Source organism: Anaerovibrio sp. JC8 (genome assembly GCF_002100115.1).
Taxonomy (GTDB): Bacteria; Bacillota; Negativicutes; order Selenomonadales; family Selenomonadaceae; genus Anaerovibrio.
The window spans coordinates 268,371-286,551 of the sequence record NZ_ANBM01000004.1; the positions used below are offsets into that span (position 1 = coordinate 268,371).

Consider the following 18,181-nt stretch of genomic DNA (forward strand, 5'->3'; position numbering starts at 1 on the left):
TTTTTTGGCTAATTTAGTTGCCTCTTCGTATTTCCTTGCATCCAAGAGGTCATATACATGTTCCCATAAATCCTGCCACTGCTTTATAGTCATACCCTACACCAACCCTACAATCAATTCCATTGCTTCCTTGTAAGTAACAAAATTTGCCGCCTGACGCAAATACTCATTATTACTGAATTTGTTCACATATTCGTTATACAATGCCATCAGTGCTTTCTTATAATCAGCATGGTTCTTTATAAACACCCCTTGTTCATAATAATTGGTAATGAGCTTCATCCACTCAAGTCGGCTCAACAATATCACTTCCTCCTGCTGCCCCTCCTGATTATCATGGCGACGATAATAACTAAGTGGTTTTTTAAACACCACAGCATGCCCCTTTTCTAATAGCTCACACCACATGGCCACATCCGAAATAGTCTTATAACCTTTCGCCTCAGCCTGCCAATAATGATGCGTTAAGTCATTACGTCGAAAGAGCACAGCAGAAGGCTCACCCAAAAGATTTTTACAATTCAAAAGCATTTGCCGAGCCATATCCTCACCGTAAAAATATCCATATTCATCATTTGCTGGGATGGGTAACTTTATTGCCGTACTAGAATCAATAAGCTCGTCGTTTGCATCGATAATCCCCCGAACAGAACTCACCACGGTAATATTAGGATTATCCCTGAGCACTGGCACCATCTTTGACAATTTATTCTCTGCTAATAAATCATCATCCATACACCACTGGAGATACTTTCCTGTTGCCAAATGCTCAAAAGTCATGAAATTCTCTGCTTTTGTTTTTGCCTCCTTGTTGCGGAAAAAATGAACATTTACCACTCCAGAATATTTATCCATAAGTACTTCTGTATCATCATTGGTACTATTATCGTTAACTAAAATCTCCACATTTGGATAGCTTTGATTAATGGCACTCATCAAAGTCCGCTCAAACAGCTCCGGCCGGTTATAGGTAGGTATCATAATACTCACCAGTGGCATACTATCTTCCGGGAAAGAAATATCATCCAACTCTATTCTTATACGATATTCTTTTAGTCGCTTTAAAACAGTCCCTTCATCCGCACTCTTATCCAAAAGCTTTTCCCTATACTGATTGCCTATCAACGTATCAATATAGCCGTCCACAGGAAACTCATCCATATTATAGGCACTAAGCACCCCCAGTTGACTTAGTTCCTTATATCTCTGCCCCAGTTTTACGGCACCGCTGTCAAAGCGGCCACCTGCCATATAAACAAAGCCCTCATTATAATCCTTAACCGACTTTCCGTAATAGGCCATAACTCCTGTGCTGACGCATCCCTTTAAAGTACGCACAAGGAAGTTCCCATCCTTTTCCCTGTCAAAAAAGGAATTAAGAAGCTGAATTAGCTCAATATCATCACTGCCTAACAGTAAAAGACACAACCCTTTTAAGGCATCAGTCTGATATTTATGATTTTTTAATGCCAAAATATAATTATCGGCAGCCTGTTGCTTATCCCCCTTCATTGCATAGATTTTCCCCAAACGCTCGTAAGCATAGGGAAGAAATCCACGGGATGTGTCCGAAACGCCAATACCACAACGCAGTTTTTCCTCCACGGCTTCACGAAGTTTCAAACCTTTAAGCGTTGCCTTTTCTGCCCCAAGATAATCTTCCTGTTCTTCTAAAGCCATAGCCCGGACGAAATGGAAAAACGGTTCCTCCGGGAAAGCCGCCTCCGCCTCATCCAATGCTGAAAACACTTCTGATAAAGGTTTTTTAGCATTATACATGGACATAGTCATTACTTCGTAGAAGTGACCTTCTGCCCCTATCATCCGATATCCAGTAGATATACATTTTTTTGCATACAAAAGCACCTTATCATGGTCACCCAAAGTGTTATAGGCATCCATAAGATAAGGATATAAACGGCGGCGCTCCTTTTCCGTAGTAGCTTTATCTAATTCCGAAAGCAAAATTGGTAGATTTCGTTCAGTTTTTAATTTTACAATGCTGCTGGAATAGCCAGTATGGATAAATTCCAATTTTTCGGCAAAAACCATCTTTTTATTTCCCTGTCTATTCTCCACCTGCTCATGAATAGCGCCCTTATATCTAATATAGGGGCTACAACGGAAAATTCTAGGAAGTAACGCCGTATTGAATACACGATAGTCGTTGTCTGCATCTACATCCAACATCCGACACAGAAGGCAGCCCACTGTTTTGTCCCGATGGAACCGTTCCAGTTCTTCCCGCATCAGCTTTTGTGCTTCAGGTGTAAAACTTTCATCCGCATCCAAAAACAAAATCCAATCTCCAGTAGCCTGCTCAAGTGCATAATTTTTAGCTGCTGCAAAATCATTTATCCATTTAAAATGATATACATTTACACCAGCCGACTGGGCTATAGCCACTGTATTATCTGTCGATCCAGTATCCACAACAATAATCTCATCGGCTATTGCTTGCATACATTCAAGCCAGCGAGGCATATTTTTTTCTTCGTTTTTGGTAATAGTACATGCTGATATTTTAATTCCCATTTTCCATCGCCTCCCGGCACCAGGTTACATATGTATCCGTTTTACAGCTTGTTTCACCCTTTGCCAGAACCTCTAAAGCAACTTCATATTGACCCAGTTCATATAAACATATACCCACTTGCTGCCAAAAAGTTCCATCTACATTAGCAGAGTCCGCTGGTATCCTTTGATACAACTCCAAGGCCTTTTCTGTTTGATAATTCTTAAGGAACATTTCTGCAACTTTTAAAAGCTGCTGTTCTGCTTCTTGCTGAGTAGTTGAAAAACTCTCCAGCAATCCTAAATACCTTTCCAAAACCTCCGTACTTGCAAAATTCATCACTTCATCAAGTAAAGAGATATATTCATCGAAACAATTATCTATGGACACAGTGCCAGGCTTATCATGAAAATAACGTATTAAACATTGCAGTTTATCTGGCAACAGTTTGACATATTCCTCATTATATTTTTCTAACAGACACACATAAAGGAATGGTAATATTTCAGCAATCTCCTTCATGGATTTATTATAAATAGTTTCATAGGATTTTTCTTTTATCAGGCTACTATATTTTACCTTGGTAAAATGTCCCGCCAGTTCTGGGAAACCGTTTACAGCAAAAATTCCAGCCAATAATTCCTGGCTGTTCTCCAACTCTCCATAAATATCATCTATTTTTGCCAAAAAGTCTTTATCCAGACGTCCTTGGTAAATAGCTGCCCAGCCACAGAGTGCCTTTTCAGTCCACGGATTAATATCTAAAGCCTTTTGATATTTTTCTTCCGCTTGCTGACTAAATCCGGACCTGTATAAGCACGCCCCCCAATCAGAGAAGAGCTGATGCATAATTGATACCATATTACTGGCTTCCTTATGGACACTTTCTTTATTGTATTCAGACATTTTATCCACAGCCTGCTCAAATAATTTTATAGCCTGATGATAGTTCTTGGTCTCACAAAGTATCATTGCCTTTCGGCCATAAAAATCTGGCAATTCCGGAAACAAATTAATACCATTATCCACTATGGACATCTTGTCATCTGCTGCATATTCCAATTTTTCCATGGCATTCAATGCCAGCCAATACATATCCCCTTGATGACCGATGGGCTGATATTCCGACTGGGTTGCCTGCAGGGCATTCTCCAATGCCTGATTGTAGTCACCTAGGGCATAATAGCTCTCTGCAAGATATCTATATAATTTTTTTATATTTTGCCCATCTTCAATATCCCTCAGTAAAAGTCGTAGATTTCTTTTTGCCTTTTCTTCATGAATGCCGGAAGAGTAGCCAGTGTGCTCCATAAACAGGCGTTTATCTCCATAAGTAGTTTTCAGCCGTTCAGCCCCTATATCATTTATGGCAATCGTTTCATGTATTCTTCCTTCATAACGAAGGCCATCTTCCCGACGGAAAATTCTAGGCACACTAAAAACATTTATAATACTGTTGTTATCGTCCGTATCCACATTGGCCATTGGCACCATAATAATCTGAGTATCAGTATTACTCAGTCCACCCAAATAAGCTCTAATTTTTTCCGGAGAGAGAAACAGCTCATCAGCATCAGTGAATACGATCCAATCCCCTGTGGCCTCAGCAATACATTGATTTTTGGCAAAAGAAAAATCATCCTGCCATATTGACTCAATCAGCATAATATCAATATCAGGATTTTCTTCGCTGAACTGACCAATAATGGCCTTTGTTCTGTCCGCCGAGCCGGTATCATTTATTATGATTTCATCCGCAAAAGTTTTGACATTGTCCAGCCAGCTATATATATTTTTTTCTTCATTTTTTGTAATTGCACAGGCCGATATTTTGATTCTCATCTTATTTCCCGCCAGCTTGGTTATTTCCTGTTGCCGTTTTTCCATCAAAGGAACCATTTCAGAAGTTAAAAGGCATGGTTCCAAACCGTTATAATCTTTAAATAATGAAATGGCCAAATCTATTTCCTTTTTGGCTTCCTTATATCGCCCATGCTGACACAAACACTCACTATATTCGGCATGAAAGTCCGGTAACTCCGGAAAATCCTTTACCGCTTTTTCAGCCAGCTGCAGCCTTTTTTCCATGCCTTCCTTAGAGTTATCCTTGGCATAATGTGCCATCAATCCACGATAGCTACGACTGGCATAAGTAATCGGCTGTCGGCCTCTTTCCACATCCAACCGGGCATAATACAAAGCCTTTTCCATGTTTCCCAAAATCGTATAAGATTCGTATAAGCTGGTATAATATCGATCCTCTGGTTCTCCAGCAGCAATGGCAGCCTCCATCAGCCGTATATTGCGCTGATTCTTCTCCTGAGAAATGCTGGCCGTATAGCCAGTATGATCAATAGACAAAAGCTCCGGTGCAACCCGCTGCATCCCGTAAAAATTATCATTACCAATGTACAACATTTCGTGAATTCTGCCCTTATAATTTAACTCCTTCACATTCCGTACAATCCGCAATTGGTAAAATTCGTCCAGCTCTTCACCAGTATCCTTATCATAATTCACCATGTTGATTAGTAGTCCCTTGGCCTCTGGTGAACATGACTTCAGCACTGTCTTGATATTTTTCCTGGTGGCTTCCGAAAAACTCTCATCTGCATCCAGAATAATAATCCAATCACCAGTAGCCTTTGAGAGAGCTAAATTTCTCGGTGCAGAAAAATCATCAGCCCACTCCTGAAAGAATACCTTTCCGCCGTAGGATTTAAAAATATTTACTGTTTCATCCGTGGAACCTGTATCAACCAAAATCAGCTCATCCGCCGCATCCTTGATGGACTCCAGTGAACGAGCTATATTATGCGCTTCATTTTTGGCAATATATACCGCAGAAATCTTCATATCATCAGGCTCCAATCTTATTTTCTACTTTATATTATACTGCATGAATAATGATTTTTCCTTTTCTGCACCGTGAAAATATAAAAAAAGGACCGCCCCGCAGGACGGTCCAAATTTTATGGTTGTGTTAGTTTGTAATCTAGCTATCCAATTACTGGAGCAGGCTAAGTACATTGGAGCTACTCTGGTTAGCCTGAGACAGCATGGACTGTGCAGCCTGGAGAAGAACGTTGTTCTTAGTGTAGTTGGTCATTTCCTTAGCCATATCAGCATCGCGGATTACAGACTCTGCACTAGTTACATTCTCGCTTGCAGTGGTCAGGTTGCTCTGAGTGTACTCGAGACGGGACTCGATAGAACCGATAGTGGTCTGCTGATCGAGAGCCTTCTGAATAGCTGCATCAAGAGCATTGATAGCTGCATTAGCCTTTTCCTGGGTACCTACGGAGATGGTGTTACCATCCTTGCCCTGAAGACCAAGAGCAGTAGCCTTCATGTCGGTGAGACCAACATTAATGGACTGAGCAGCCTTAGTACCAATCTGGAGAACAATGGAGTTATCCTCAGACTTATTCTGAGCACGGATAGTTTCATCAAATGCATCCAGAGAAGCATTAGCAGACTTGTTAACATTACCCTTGTTATCGGTAATATACATGGTGAAACCACCAATCTGTCCAGTGATACCACCAGAAGCAGACTGAATAGTCATAGCCTTCTGACCGGATGGAGTATAAACATTATTACCAGAACCATCTACGCCAATCAGTGAAGACTCACTCTTCATAGTGATTGCACCACCAGTCAGCTTTGTGATTGCATGCTGCAGGGTAGTACCAGTTCCGATAGTCATGGAAGAAGTAACAGTCTTACCGTCCTTAACATAAGATACAGTTACAGTATCAGTGCTGTGAATGTTCAGGCTGTCACCATTACGAGCCTTCAGTTCAGTCAGGTTAGTACCATTTGTGGTCTCCGTAGACAAGCTCTGATTGGTCATCGTGGTGGTAGTTTCATCAGTCTTCTTGTTGTGTGAACCATCTACCAGATACTGACCATTAAAGGTAACATTTGCGTTATCGTTAATCTGGTCAATAGACTGATCAAGTTCCTTCTGGATAGTAGCACGGTCAGAATCAGTGTTGGTGTCGTTTGCTGCACTAACTGCTTTTTCCTTCAAAGTCTTCAGGATTTCAACAGTAGAGCTTACAGCACCCTCAGCAACCTTCATCATAGAGCCGCCGTTCTGAGCATTCTGATTTGCCTGATCCAAGGAACGGATCTGAACGCGCATTCTCTCGGAAATAGCGTAACCGGAAGCATCATCAGCCGCGCTGTTGATCTTCATACCGGAAGAAACTTTTTCCAAGCTCTTCTTGAGAGCGTTAGTGTTCTTGTTCAGAGTGTTCAGGGTGTTAATTGCGGACATGTTGTTCTTTACAACCATAGCCATGATAAATTCCTCCTTGATTTTAAAAACTTTACAGGCATCCTTGCCTGTTATTTACTTATCTCTGCCTATATTATCGGGGAAGAGTTCTAAGGACTTAAATATTATTTTTAAAAAATTTAAAAACCTCATCCGGCAGTCAACAGATTGACGGATGAGGTTTATCTTACTGCAGCAAATTCAACACATTATGAGAATCTTGATTAAACTGGCTGAGCATAGCCTGGGTGGACTGGGATAAAATATTGTATTTGGCAAAATCCATAGCACTCTTTGCCATATTGGCATCCCGCATTGTCGACTCGGCTGCTGTGGTATTTTCAATCACTGTTACCAGATTAGTATCTGCATTTTCCATGTGGTTTATCTGAGCACCTATCAAGGTATTGGCATCTATAAGATATTGCAACCCTCTGTCCAACGTGCCCTGTACTTTAGTTGGATAGTCCTGTCCCAGCAGCATTTCCCGCTTTTCACTGGTCAATACACTATAATCATCCAAAGAACTTTCACCTATCTTGTAGCCAAAAATATGGTCCATTGTTGTCTGTGGTATCAAAACATGGATATTAGCACTGGATTTATCCGTGTGCTGAATAACCAAATCATTTACATAAGTATTTCTATAGTCATTTACCACATTATCAAATATACCATTGGCAATCTTGGCACCCTTTTCCGCATGAACAGCCCCATCCATTACTGTATAACGACGGGTATCATAAATAGTTACAGTACCACTGTTATAATCTGCCGCTATTTGGAAGTCCTGACCATTGCGGCTAAGGAATTCATTAAGTCCCATAGGGTTTTTGTCGCCATCGCCCTTGTAAAGAGTTCTTATAAGTGACTGGACATCCGTTACATCAGACACATCCACCACAAAAGTATCTATATCCAAATCCCCCGTACCACTTGCTGGACGCGGATCATCATTCGGATTGACACCATTTACAAAAAGTACGTTTACCCACTGATTTGGATTGGTGGCGCTGTAGAATCTAAAGCCTTTACCATCCAATGCCCCGGCAATGCTGGAAGCCCCACTTAAAACAGAGGCAAAATCAATGGTATAGTCCCGCATATCACCCTTCTTAAAGAGTATTTGCTGGCTATTCCCCTCTTCACCACGAACCGTGGCATTAAATATGATACCAGTAACCTGGCCAGAATCATTCTTTTTCGCTGTTGCCAAAGATGACCCCATACTGGAAACTACCAGATTAGCAAAAACTTCGGCCACAGTTTTGCCAGAACTTACAGCACTTCGAATACTATTCAAATCAATAACCTTAGAGCCATTAAGTTTTGGTATACTTTCCATAGCCGGTGATTTGCTGCTATCAATAAATTCGTAGGTCTTGTTATTGCCGCTATGATAAATCGCCTGACCAGTATAAGTGGAAATAACTGTTTCCACATCACTAAAACTGGACAAATCCATGGTACAGGTTGCAGTTGCCCCATCTTTTCCCTTTTGGGTAGTTGTAATATAGTCTGGATTGAGTGGATTTGCCTTGGTATAAATTCCACCGCCTTCTAACGTAATGCCTTTTACATCATAACGTGCTGTGATATTTGTAGCATCTCCTTTTTCTACTGTGGTAAGTCGTATTGTCAATTTGTCGGAATCAGTAGTATAAGATAGATGAACCTTTGCACGAATTCGTGCGGCCACAGTTGCTACAAGATCTTTAAGAGAATCTGCATTGGCCATATTAACAACATTTACATTATTTCCCCTGTATTTATTTGTGCCATTTGGTGAAAAAACGAATATCTCTTCTCCGCTTGGCTCTCCAGGATCACCAGGATACACAATGCTAAATGCTGTATTATCAAGAGACTCAAAAGATGTACCCTTTGGAATGGATATCTCAACTACTTTAGGAAGATCAACTGTACCACCTGACATATTATAGGTCTTAACCGTCTTAACATTATATCCATCAAAAGCCACATCATCAGTTGAAGCTCCAAATGTGGCAAAAGGCCCCTCCTGTCCATCCAATGTAGTAATGGAAGTAGCCGCAAAGCTCAGGGTATCACTGTCCGCTAGTTTTTCCGCATGATCCAGCTTAAACCAGCTCTTTACAGAATCCTGAACCTTATTTCCCAGCAATAAATGCTTGCCATTAAAGGTAGTTTCAGCTGCAATATCATTTATTTCATCATAATACTGGGTGATTTCCTTTTGGATAATCAGCCGATCTGCATCAGTATTGGTATCATTATGGGCATTAATAACCCGTTCTTTTACTGTACGCAACAGATTTATCTGGCTCTGAATTGCCCCTTCGGCCACCCGTAGCATAGAGGCACCATTCTGGACATTGGCATCTGCCTGATTCAAAGCCCGAATAGACACCCTCATTTTCTCCGAAATGGCATAGGTGGAGGCATCATCCCCAGCACTGCTTATCTTTTCAGCCAAGGCCAGCTGCTTTGTGGCCTTGGACTTTCCCTTTATATTTTTATTTAAATTTCCCAAAATCATATTTGCGGAAACATTATTGGTAATAACCACTTGTTTCACCACCCAGCATCCTTGCTAAAAAATCCTTTATTCAACACTTTTAGTATGCGTCTCAATATAGTAATCGTATATTTAGGTGATTTTCTAAAGGTTTTATGGAAAAAGTTGATAAATAAAAGATGAGCCGGTCAAAGACCGGCCCAAATTTTATGGTTGTTTTAAATTGTACTATCCGAAAAAGCTTCCAATTACTGGAGCAGGCTGAGTACATTGGAGCTGCTCTGGTTAGCCTGAGACAGCATGGACTGTGCAGCCTGAAGAAGAACGTTGTTCTTAGTGTAGTTGGTCATTTCCTTAGCCATATCAGCATCACGGATTACGGACTCTGCACTAGTTACATTCTCGCTTGCAGTGGTCAAATTGCTCTGAGTGTACTCGAGACGGGACTCAATAGAACCGATAGTGGTCTGCTGATCCAGAGCCTTCTGAATGGCTGCATCAAGAGCATTGATAGCTGCATTAGCCTTTTCCTGAGTTCCTACAGAGATGGTGTTACCATCCTTACCCTGGAGACCAAGAGCAGTTGCCTTCATGTCAGTAAGACCAACATTGATGGACTGGGCAGCCTTGGTACCAATCTGGAGAACGATAGAGTTGTCCTCAGACTTGTTCTGAGCACGGATAGTCTCATCAAATGCATCCAGGGAAGCATTAGCAGACTTATTCACATTACCCTTGTTATCGGTAATGTACATGGTGAAGCCGGCAATCTGGCCTTCAATACCTGCAGTGCCGGAACCGATGGTAACAGCGTTCTGACCGGATGGAGTGTAAACACTGTTCTTGGACCCATCTGTACCAATCAAGCTAGTGCCATCCTGCTTAACCTGAACAGCACCACCAGTCAGCTTGCTGATTGCAGAACCCAAAGTTGTACCAGTACCAACAGTCATGGAAGAAGTAACTGTCTTACCATCCTTAACATAGGATACAGTTACAGTATCTGTGCTGTGGATGTTCAGGCTGTCACCATTGCGAGCCTTCAGCTCTACCAACTTAGTGTCGCCATCCTGTGCGGTGGACAAGCTCTGGTTAGTCATCATGGTGGTAGTAGCATCAGTCTTCTTGTTGTGAGAACCATCTACCAAATACTGACCATTAAAGGTAACGTTTGCGTTATCGTTAATCTGGTCAATGGACTGATCCAGCTCTTTCTGGATAGTAGCGCGGTCAGAATCAGTGTTGGTGTCGTTTGCTGCACTAACTGCCTTTTCCTTCAAAGTCTTCAGGATTTCAACAGTAGAGCTTACAGCACCTTCAGCAACCTTCATCATAGAGCCGCCGTTCTGAGCGTTCTGATTTGCCTGATCCAAAGAACGGATCTGAACACGCATTCTTTCGGAAATAGCGTAACCGGAAGCATCATCAGCTGCGCTGTTGATCTTCATACCGGAAGAAACTTTTTCCAGGCTCTTCTTGAGAGCGTTGGTGTTCTTGTTCAGAGTGTTCAGAGTGTTAATTGCGGACATGTTGTTCTTTACAACCATAGCCATGATAAATTCCTCCTTGATTTATAAACATTTGCAGGCTTCCTTGCCTGTTTTAAATTTATGAACAAAGGCTATTGGCATAACCTGAGTTCACTTCACTTATCTGCTTATAATATCGGGAGAGGGGGGCAGATACTTAAATGAAAACAGTAATTTTTTATAATTTTTATTTATTATCCGTACGAAAAAAGGACCGGTCCGAAGACCGGCCCAACTTTTATGGTTGCGTTAGTTTGTAATCTAGCTATCCATTTACTGGAGCAGGCTGAGTACATTGGAGCTGCTCTGGTTAGCCTGAGACAGCATGGACTGTGCAGCCTGAAGCAGAACGTTGTTCTTAGTGTAGTTGGTCATTTCCTTAGCCATATCAGCATCGCGGATTACAGACTCTGCACTAGTTACATTCTCACTTGCAGTGGTCAGATTGCTCTGAGTGTACTCGAGACGGGACTCGATGGAACCGATAGTGGTCTGCTGATCAAGAGCCTTCTGAATAGCTGCATCAAGAGCGTTGATAGCTGCATTAGCCTTTTCCTGGGTACCTACGGAGATGGTGTTGCCATCCTTGCCCTGGAGGCCGAGAGCAGTTGCCTTCATGTCGGTGAGACCAACATTGATGGACTGGGCAGCCTTAGTACCAATCTGGAGAACGATAGAGTTGTCCTCAGACTTGTTCTGAGCACGGATAGTCTCATCAAATGCATCCAGTGAAGCATTAGCAGACTTATTTACATTACCCTTGTTGTCAGTAATGTACATGGTGAAGCCACCAATCTGGCCAGTAATACCACCGGAAGCGGACTGAATAGTCATAGCTTTCTGGCCAGATGGAGTGTATACCTTGTTGCCGGAGCCATCAACACCAATCTCTGAGGTATTGCCCTTAACAGTAATTGCATTGCCAGTAAGAGTTTCAATAGCACCCTTCAGAGTAGTAGCAGTTCCAATGGTCATGGACGAAGTGTAGGTCTTACCATCCTTAACATAGGATACTGTTACAGTATCAGTGCTGTGAATGTTCAGGCTGTCACCATTACGAGCCCGCAAATCAGTCAAGTTGGTATTAGATGCAGTATCAGTGGACAAGCTCTGATTGGTCATCGTGGTGGTAGTTTCATCAGTCTTCTTGTTGTGTGAACCATCTACCAGATACTGACCATTAAAGGTAACATTTGCGTTATCGTTAATCTGGTCAATAGACTGATCAAGTTCCTTCTGGATAGTAGCACGGTCAGAATCAGTGTTGGTGTCATTTGCTGCACTAACTGCTTTTTCCTTTAAAGTCTTCAGAATTTCAACAGTAGAGCTTACAGCACCCTCAGCAACCTTCATCATAGAACCGCCGTTCTGAGCATTCTGATTTGCCTGATCCAAGGAACGAATCTGAACACGCATTCTCTCGGAAATAGCGTAGCCAGATGCATCATCAGCTGCGCTGTTAATCTTCATACCGGAAGAAACTTTTTCCAAGCTCTTCTTCAGAGCGTTAGTGTTCTTGTTCAGAGTGTTCAGGGTGTTAATTGCGGACATGTTGTTCTTTACTACCATAGCCATAATAAATTCCTCCTTGATTTTTAACATTTCAGGCTTCCCTGCCTGTTATTTACTTATCTGCCAATAATATCGGGAGTAATTCATGATTACTTAAATTAAATTTTAACTTTTTCAACAGAAAAGGACCGATCCGAAGACCGGCCCAAATCTATGGTTGTTTTTTATTTTGTAATCTTACTGGCCAATTACTGGAGCAGGCTGAGTACGTTGGAGCTGCTCTGATTAGCCTGGGACAGCATGGACTGTGCAGCCTGGAGCAGAACATTGTTCTTGGTGTACTCGGTCATTTCCTTAGCCATATCAGCATCACGGATTACAGACTCTGCACTGGTTACATTCTCACTTGCAGTAGTCAGGTTGCTCTGAGTGTACTCGAGACGGGATTCGATTGCACCAATAGTGGTCTGCTGATCCAGAGCCTTCTGAATTGCTGCATCAAGAGCATTGATAGCTGCATTGGCCTTTTCCTGAGTACCAACGGAGATGGTATTACCATCCTTGCCCTGAAGACCAAGAGCGGTTGCCTTCATGTCGGTAAGACCAACATTGATGGACTGAGCAGCCTTGGTACCAATCTGGAGGACGATGGAGTTATCCTCAGACTCATTCACAGAACGAATAGACTCATCAAATGCATCCAATGCTGCGTTTGCAGACTTGTTTACATTACCCTGGTTATCAGTAATATACATTGTGAAGCCGGCAATCTGACCTTCAAGACCTGCTGTCTTAGAAGACAGGGTAATAGCTTTCTCACCAGACGGAGTATAAACCTGATTCTTAGAGCCGTCAAGACCAATCTTGGACGATGCACTGTCGCTCTTAACAGTAACTGCACCCTTAGTCAAAGAGCTAATTACTCCATCAAGGGTAGCAGAAGTACCAACTGTCATGGATGAAGTAACTGTCTTGCCATCCTTCACATAAGAAATAGTTACAGTGTCAGTGCTGTGAATGTTCAGACTATCACCATTACGGGCCTTCAATTCGGTCAAGTTAGTGTTAGTTGCCGTGTCAGTTGACAAGCTCTGGTTAGTCAGATGAGTAGTAGTAGCGTCGGTCTTCTTGTTATGGGAACCGTCTACCAGATACTGACCATTAAAGGTAACGTTTGCGTTATCATTAATCTGGTCAATAGACTGATCAAGCTCCTTCTGGATAGTAGCGCGGTCAGAATCAGTGTTGGTATCGTTTGCAGCACTAACTGCTTTTTCCTTCAAGGTCTTCAGGATTTCAACAGTAGAGCTTACAGCACCCTCAGCAACCTTCATCATAGAGCCACCGTTCTGAGCGTTCTGATTTGCCTGATCCAGGGAACGGATCTGAACACGCATTCTCTCGGAAATAGCGTAACCGGAAGCATCATCAGCTGCGCTGTTGATCTTCATACCGGAAGACACTTTCTCCAAACTCTTCTTCAAAGCATTAGTGTTCTTGTTCAGAGTGTTCAGAGTGTTGATTGCGGACATGTTGTTCTTTACAACCATAGCCATAATAAATTCCTCCTTGTTTTGTCTATAGTGGCTTCCCTGCCACTAGAATTAAAATAATTTTTATAGTAGCAGCCTGACAGTTGAGCTGCCAGGCTGACAGCTAACATTAATATTCACGATTGAACATATTGCTTGATGCGAGACCAAAGGAATCATAGCCTCTCACAGTCTCATTGTTACGTCTGGACTTGTTCAACCAAGAGCGAGCTTTGTGCATTATCTGCATATCAATAGGCTCAATACTTTTACGTAGAGCTACTCCCTCAGGAGAACGGGCATACTCATGATCTGGCAGATCCTGCAACATTTCCATCAGGCGCTGGCGCTGATCCACCAAGTCCAAAAAAGTATCAATGTCTTCTTCATTAATGAACTTCAATAACTCCTTGGTGACCGCCATATACTTTTCCCAAAGCTCCCGCTCTGTCAACTGATGCTTACCATCCATATCAAGATGCTCCCTTTTCCTTTCTGGCCTTAATCATGGCCTGAGCCCATGCGGAGCGCAGCTCCTTAATGATATCCATGCACTCCGTAACCTTCTCGGGCTTACTTCTCATATTGGCCTCCACCAGGGAATTATACACATAATCATATAGCGGCATCAGCTGATGGGCTATCTCATATTTCATGTCCAAAGTCACACGGAATTCATTGATAATATTCTGGGCCTTCTGGAGAGAAGTATTACACTGCTCCCACTTCTTTTGTTCCATGGCCTCCAACCCTTCCTTCATAAAGCGAAGACACCCATCATAGAGCATCAGGGTAAGGGCCTCTGGGGTAGCAGTCATCACCTGCTGGCGTTTATATGCTTCTGCAGCGTTATTCATCATAATACAAATCTCCTAACTATCAGGAAAATGAACCACTAATATAACCAAGCTGCATATTAAGTTTGGACAACGCCACCTCCATGGCATCATAGCGCTTATACAGCTTGTTCTCATATGCAGTCATCATAGTCTTAAAGCTATTCATCTTTGTCTGCATATTGGTAATCAGCTTACCAAGATAACTCTGGTCATTAGTATCCTTAGAGGTACCGGCTATATCAGAAATTTTGGACATATGATTGGTCATCACATTGTACAGGCGGTTGGCCACACCAGTATTGGCATAATCCAGCTTGCTCTGTGCATTGGTAATCTTGTTCTTGTTTGTAGATCCGGCAATATAGGTGCTGTCCTGATCGGAAGCAAAGAGCTGATATACACAGTCAGGATCCTCGGCCAGTGCTTTCTTCAGCTTATCAGTATCCAGAGTCAAATGTCCCTTGGTATTAGTGGTAGTAATACCAATAGATGACATGGTGTTATACTGGCTGTCAACCGCATCCACCTTGGTGTAAATTGCTTCACGCATAGCACTCACCAAGGCCTGGATTTCGCTGTTATGATAAAGGATGCCGGATTTTGCCTTCTCATTCCACTTATCTATCTGCTTTTCCGTCATTTCATCTTCCTGACGTTTGCTAAGTGGCTTGTAGTCAGAATATTTCTGCTCGGACAATTTCTCATTAAGGGAATCCAGTAGCTTGTTGTAGTCATCCACAAAGCTCTTTACGTAATCCACAATCTTGTCCGTATCCTGACTAACACTGATAGTAGCCTTCTTTCCTACAAGATTCTCCGTAGATTCCAAGAATGTGTAGGTAACTCCAGCCACCGTCAGCTTATTTGTATCATTGTCATATTCTTTACCATCAATGGTAACCTTGGCATTGGAACCAGCCCAGGAATGATTCTTGGCGGCTGCAGTAGCTGCATTTTCCTTCAGCCCCATCATCGAAACCAAAGCACTGCCCAAAGGATCGCTGCTTGTCAATGTAGCATATCCATGGTCATTGGTCAAGCTAAGCTGGCCAGTTTCTCCATCATAGGACGCTTTTACCTTAATCACAGGTTCTTCCTGATCATGCTTGGTAACGGCATTAATCCTTTCAGCCAGAGTACTATAATCACCTATACTGTTGCCATTAGCATCAAACAGGTCTTTATAAGTAATGCTTACAGTTGCCTCATTATCGCTATCGCCTACCTTAAGCGTGAATGCAACATCCGTAAGATTAACCTCTTTATCTTTGATAGTACCATCTGCACTGTTAATCTTTAATTTGCCGTCACCGCTCTTTACAGCACTAAGTCCCAAAGCCCCTGCCAGGTCATCGTCAGTACTATGGGCATTAACACGGGTGATTCCCTTAGTGGCATCCGTGGTCTTGTAAGCAACAGATGTCGGGTCCCCTGGAGCCAAAGTGAGTTTTGTAGCAATTTTAATAGCCGAATCGTTTTTATCGGTCAAAGATATTTCACCGTTAGGGTTCAACAGGCTAAACTCCCCAGTGGAACTATCATACGCAGCAGTTATGCTCAAATGGTTAGCACTGGCCACTGCATTAATTTTAGTTGCTAAGGCACTTAAATCATTTTGTGATACCTGAACACTATGTTCCTGGGAATCTTTCAACAACTCTCGCTTTACACCGTCTTGATCCCTATAGTAAAACAATCCGTTGCCTTCAGAATCAGGTTCCATGCCAGCAAAGTTGATTACATCACCATAAGTCACATCAACCGTAGCTGTTTTGAGAGTACCGTCTTCATTTTTGCTACCATCACTAATATTAAAGCTAAACAGCGTCTTTCCGGCGTATGTACCATTATAATAATTGGCCATATTATCGTAGGAATAAGGAATAGTCGCACCTGAAATCCCTGTGCCATCCTGTTTAACCTTCATGGTTATTGTTGTTTTGCCGTTTTGCCTATCCTTTTGTATGGTGGATGTTATTCCCAAAAATTCCCCAAAGCTTTTATCATCATTTGTGTTAGTAACTGTTTCATATTTAATTGAAGGTGAATTAACAAGGTTCAAGCTGCTAATCAGTGTCTCAGCTACAGACTTATCTGCGCCGGCACCCAATGCAGTAAAATTGGCCTGACCTGTAGGATTGGTCACCGAGAAGCTGTCCTTGGCTGCATCATAAGCTGCCGTAATCCCCAACCCGGTGTCTGTAATCTTGTCAGCAAAGTCATTGAGGTCAGCTTTGCTGTTCAGATTCTTTTTCTTCCCAACATCGTCTAGATTGAACAGCTCATTTAACGTAAAATTAATAGTTTTAACGGAGCCATCTGCAGGATTACCCTCTCCATCTTTTTTCCCATTACTAAGGCTCATGGAGAAAACTGCCACGTCAGCCCCAGTAACAGCACCAGTGCCAGCATCCTTGGTAACGCTGTAGGTTCCTAAAGTTCCAACAGTCTTGCCAGACGCATCAACCTGGGTAACCGTAATATCGTATGCATTATCCCCAGTTTTAACTGAGGTAGCCTTTAATCCCAATACATCCTTTAAGCTAACAGACACATCACTACGGGTAATTCCACTGGACTCAGTAATGGTCTTCATGGTGTTATCTGCCTTAAAATCGATACGAGATCCCATCTCACCAGAAGCCGCATCAAAAGCACCCAGATTGAGGTTATTCATCAATTTGGCTGTAAGAGCATTATCTGCCGTAAGACCAATGATATTCTTCTCACCACTTGTCTTGTTGTAGAAGCTAAAGGAATCATTGGCGGTATCGTAGCCGCCTTGGATATTAGCACCCGTTCTGGCTATGGCACTGGCAAAATCATTAAGAGTCTTTTCACCCTCAAACAATTCATCATAAGTATAAGTAAGCGTATACTCCTTGGCATTATCACCGGCAGTATCCTTTAACCGCAGAGATATGGCTATACTGTCGCCATTCACAGTAGTTGAACCATTGAGCTTGTAGGTGCCAACCCCATCTGCACTCTCACCAGTCTTTTCCACCTTCTTGAACAACACGTCCTTCAGCAGATTGCTGTGGGATGCATCTGTATTTTCTCTGGTAACACCGTAGTTTACCATTTTACCAGGTGTTTCTGGATCTTCATACTGTGTGGTCTGCAAATAAGCATTGCTGGCTACAGATGTAATTGTAACAGTATGATTCATAGCTGCAGCAGCACCATTGGCAGTAGCAGTTACCACGCTGCTGTTGGAGCTGGTTGCCTGCATGGCGTTCATGTTTGACTGCATTTTGTAGTCAGACAAAGTGCCATACTTATATGTGGTCAAATCATTATATACATCATTATATGCTTCTTTCAGCCAGGTGTTTGCAATTTCCTGCTGTTCCATCTTGTCATACTGCTTGTTTTTGCCGGACATGCCCATCTTAACCAAAGACTCAATGTCCAGACCAGAGCCTGACAAGCCATAAATTCCATTTACGCCCATTTTAAGGACCCCCTT

10 protein-coding genes are annotated in these 18,181 nt (G+C 42.4%); all 10 read right to left on the reverse strand.

The window, feature by feature from the left end; translation table 11 throughout:
* Positions 1 to 96: 96 nt before the first annotated feature.
* On the reverse strand, positions 97 to 2,535 hold the full coding sequence (locus tag D081_RS05600) for a glycosyltransferase (protein ID WP_085023126.1): 2,439 nt from the start codon (positions 2,533 to 2,535) through the stop codon (positions 97 to 99).
* Complete coding sequence (locus D081_RS05605) at positions 2,525 to 5,371, reverse strand: glycosyltransferase (protein ID WP_085023127.1); 2,847 nt, start codon at positions 5,369 to 5,371, stop codon at positions 2,525 to 2,527. Before D081_RS05605 ends, D081_RS05600 begins: the two co-directional genes overlap by 11 nt.
* A gap of 151 nt (positions 5,372 to 5,522) precedes the next feature.
* Positions 5,523 to 6,824: a flagellin gene (locus tag D081_RS05610; RefSeq protein WP_085023128.1), complete on the reverse strand. Its 1,302-nt coding sequence runs from the start codon at positions 6,822 to 6,824 to the stop codon at positions 5,523 to 5,525.
* A gap of 163 nt (positions 6,825 to 6,987) precedes the next feature.
* Complete coding sequence (locus tag D081_RS13060; RefSeq protein ID WP_143272139.1) at positions 6,988 to 9,357, reverse strand: flagellin; 2,370 nt, start codon at positions 9,355 to 9,357, stop codon at positions 6,988 to 6,990.
* A 188-nt stretch (positions 9,358 to 9,545) separates the two neighbouring features.
* Positions 9,546 to 10,850: a flagellin gene (locus D081_RS05620; protein WP_085023130.1), complete on the reverse strand. Its 1,305-nt coding sequence runs from the start codon at positions 10,848 to 10,850 to the stop codon at positions 9,546 to 9,548.
* Between the two features lie 249 nt (positions 10,851 to 11,099).
* Positions 11,100 to 12,401: a flagellin gene (locus D081_RS05625; RefSeq protein ID WP_085023166.1), complete on the reverse strand. Its 1,302-nt coding sequence runs from the start codon at positions 12,399 to 12,401 to the stop codon at positions 11,100 to 11,102.
* Positions 12,402 to 12,586: 185 nt separating this feature from the next.
* Positions 12,587 to 13,894 (reverse strand): flagellin, encoded by a 1,308-nt coding sequence (locus D081_RS05630; protein ID WP_085023131.1) that lies wholly within the window; start codon positions 13,892 to 13,894, stop codon positions 12,587 to 12,589.
* A gap of 106 nt (positions 13,895 to 14,000) precedes the next feature.
* Entirely contained in the window at positions 14,001 to 14,342 is a 342-nt protein-coding gene (locus D081_RS05635) for a hypothetical protein (RefSeq protein WP_085023132.1), read from the reverse strand.
* A gap of 1 nt (position 14,343) precedes the next feature.
* Entirely contained in the window at positions 14,344 to 14,730 is a 387-nt protein-coding gene (fliS, locus tag D081_RS05640) for a flagellar export chaperone FliS (protein WP_039209488.1), read from the reverse strand.
* Positions 14,731 to 14,749: 19 nt separating this feature from the next.
* Entirely contained in the window at positions 14,750 to 18,166 is a 3,417-nt protein-coding gene (gene fliD / locus D081_RS05645; protein ID WP_085023133.1) for a flagellar filament capping protein FliD, read from the reverse strand.
* Positions 18,167 to 18,181: the final 15 nt, after the last annotated feature.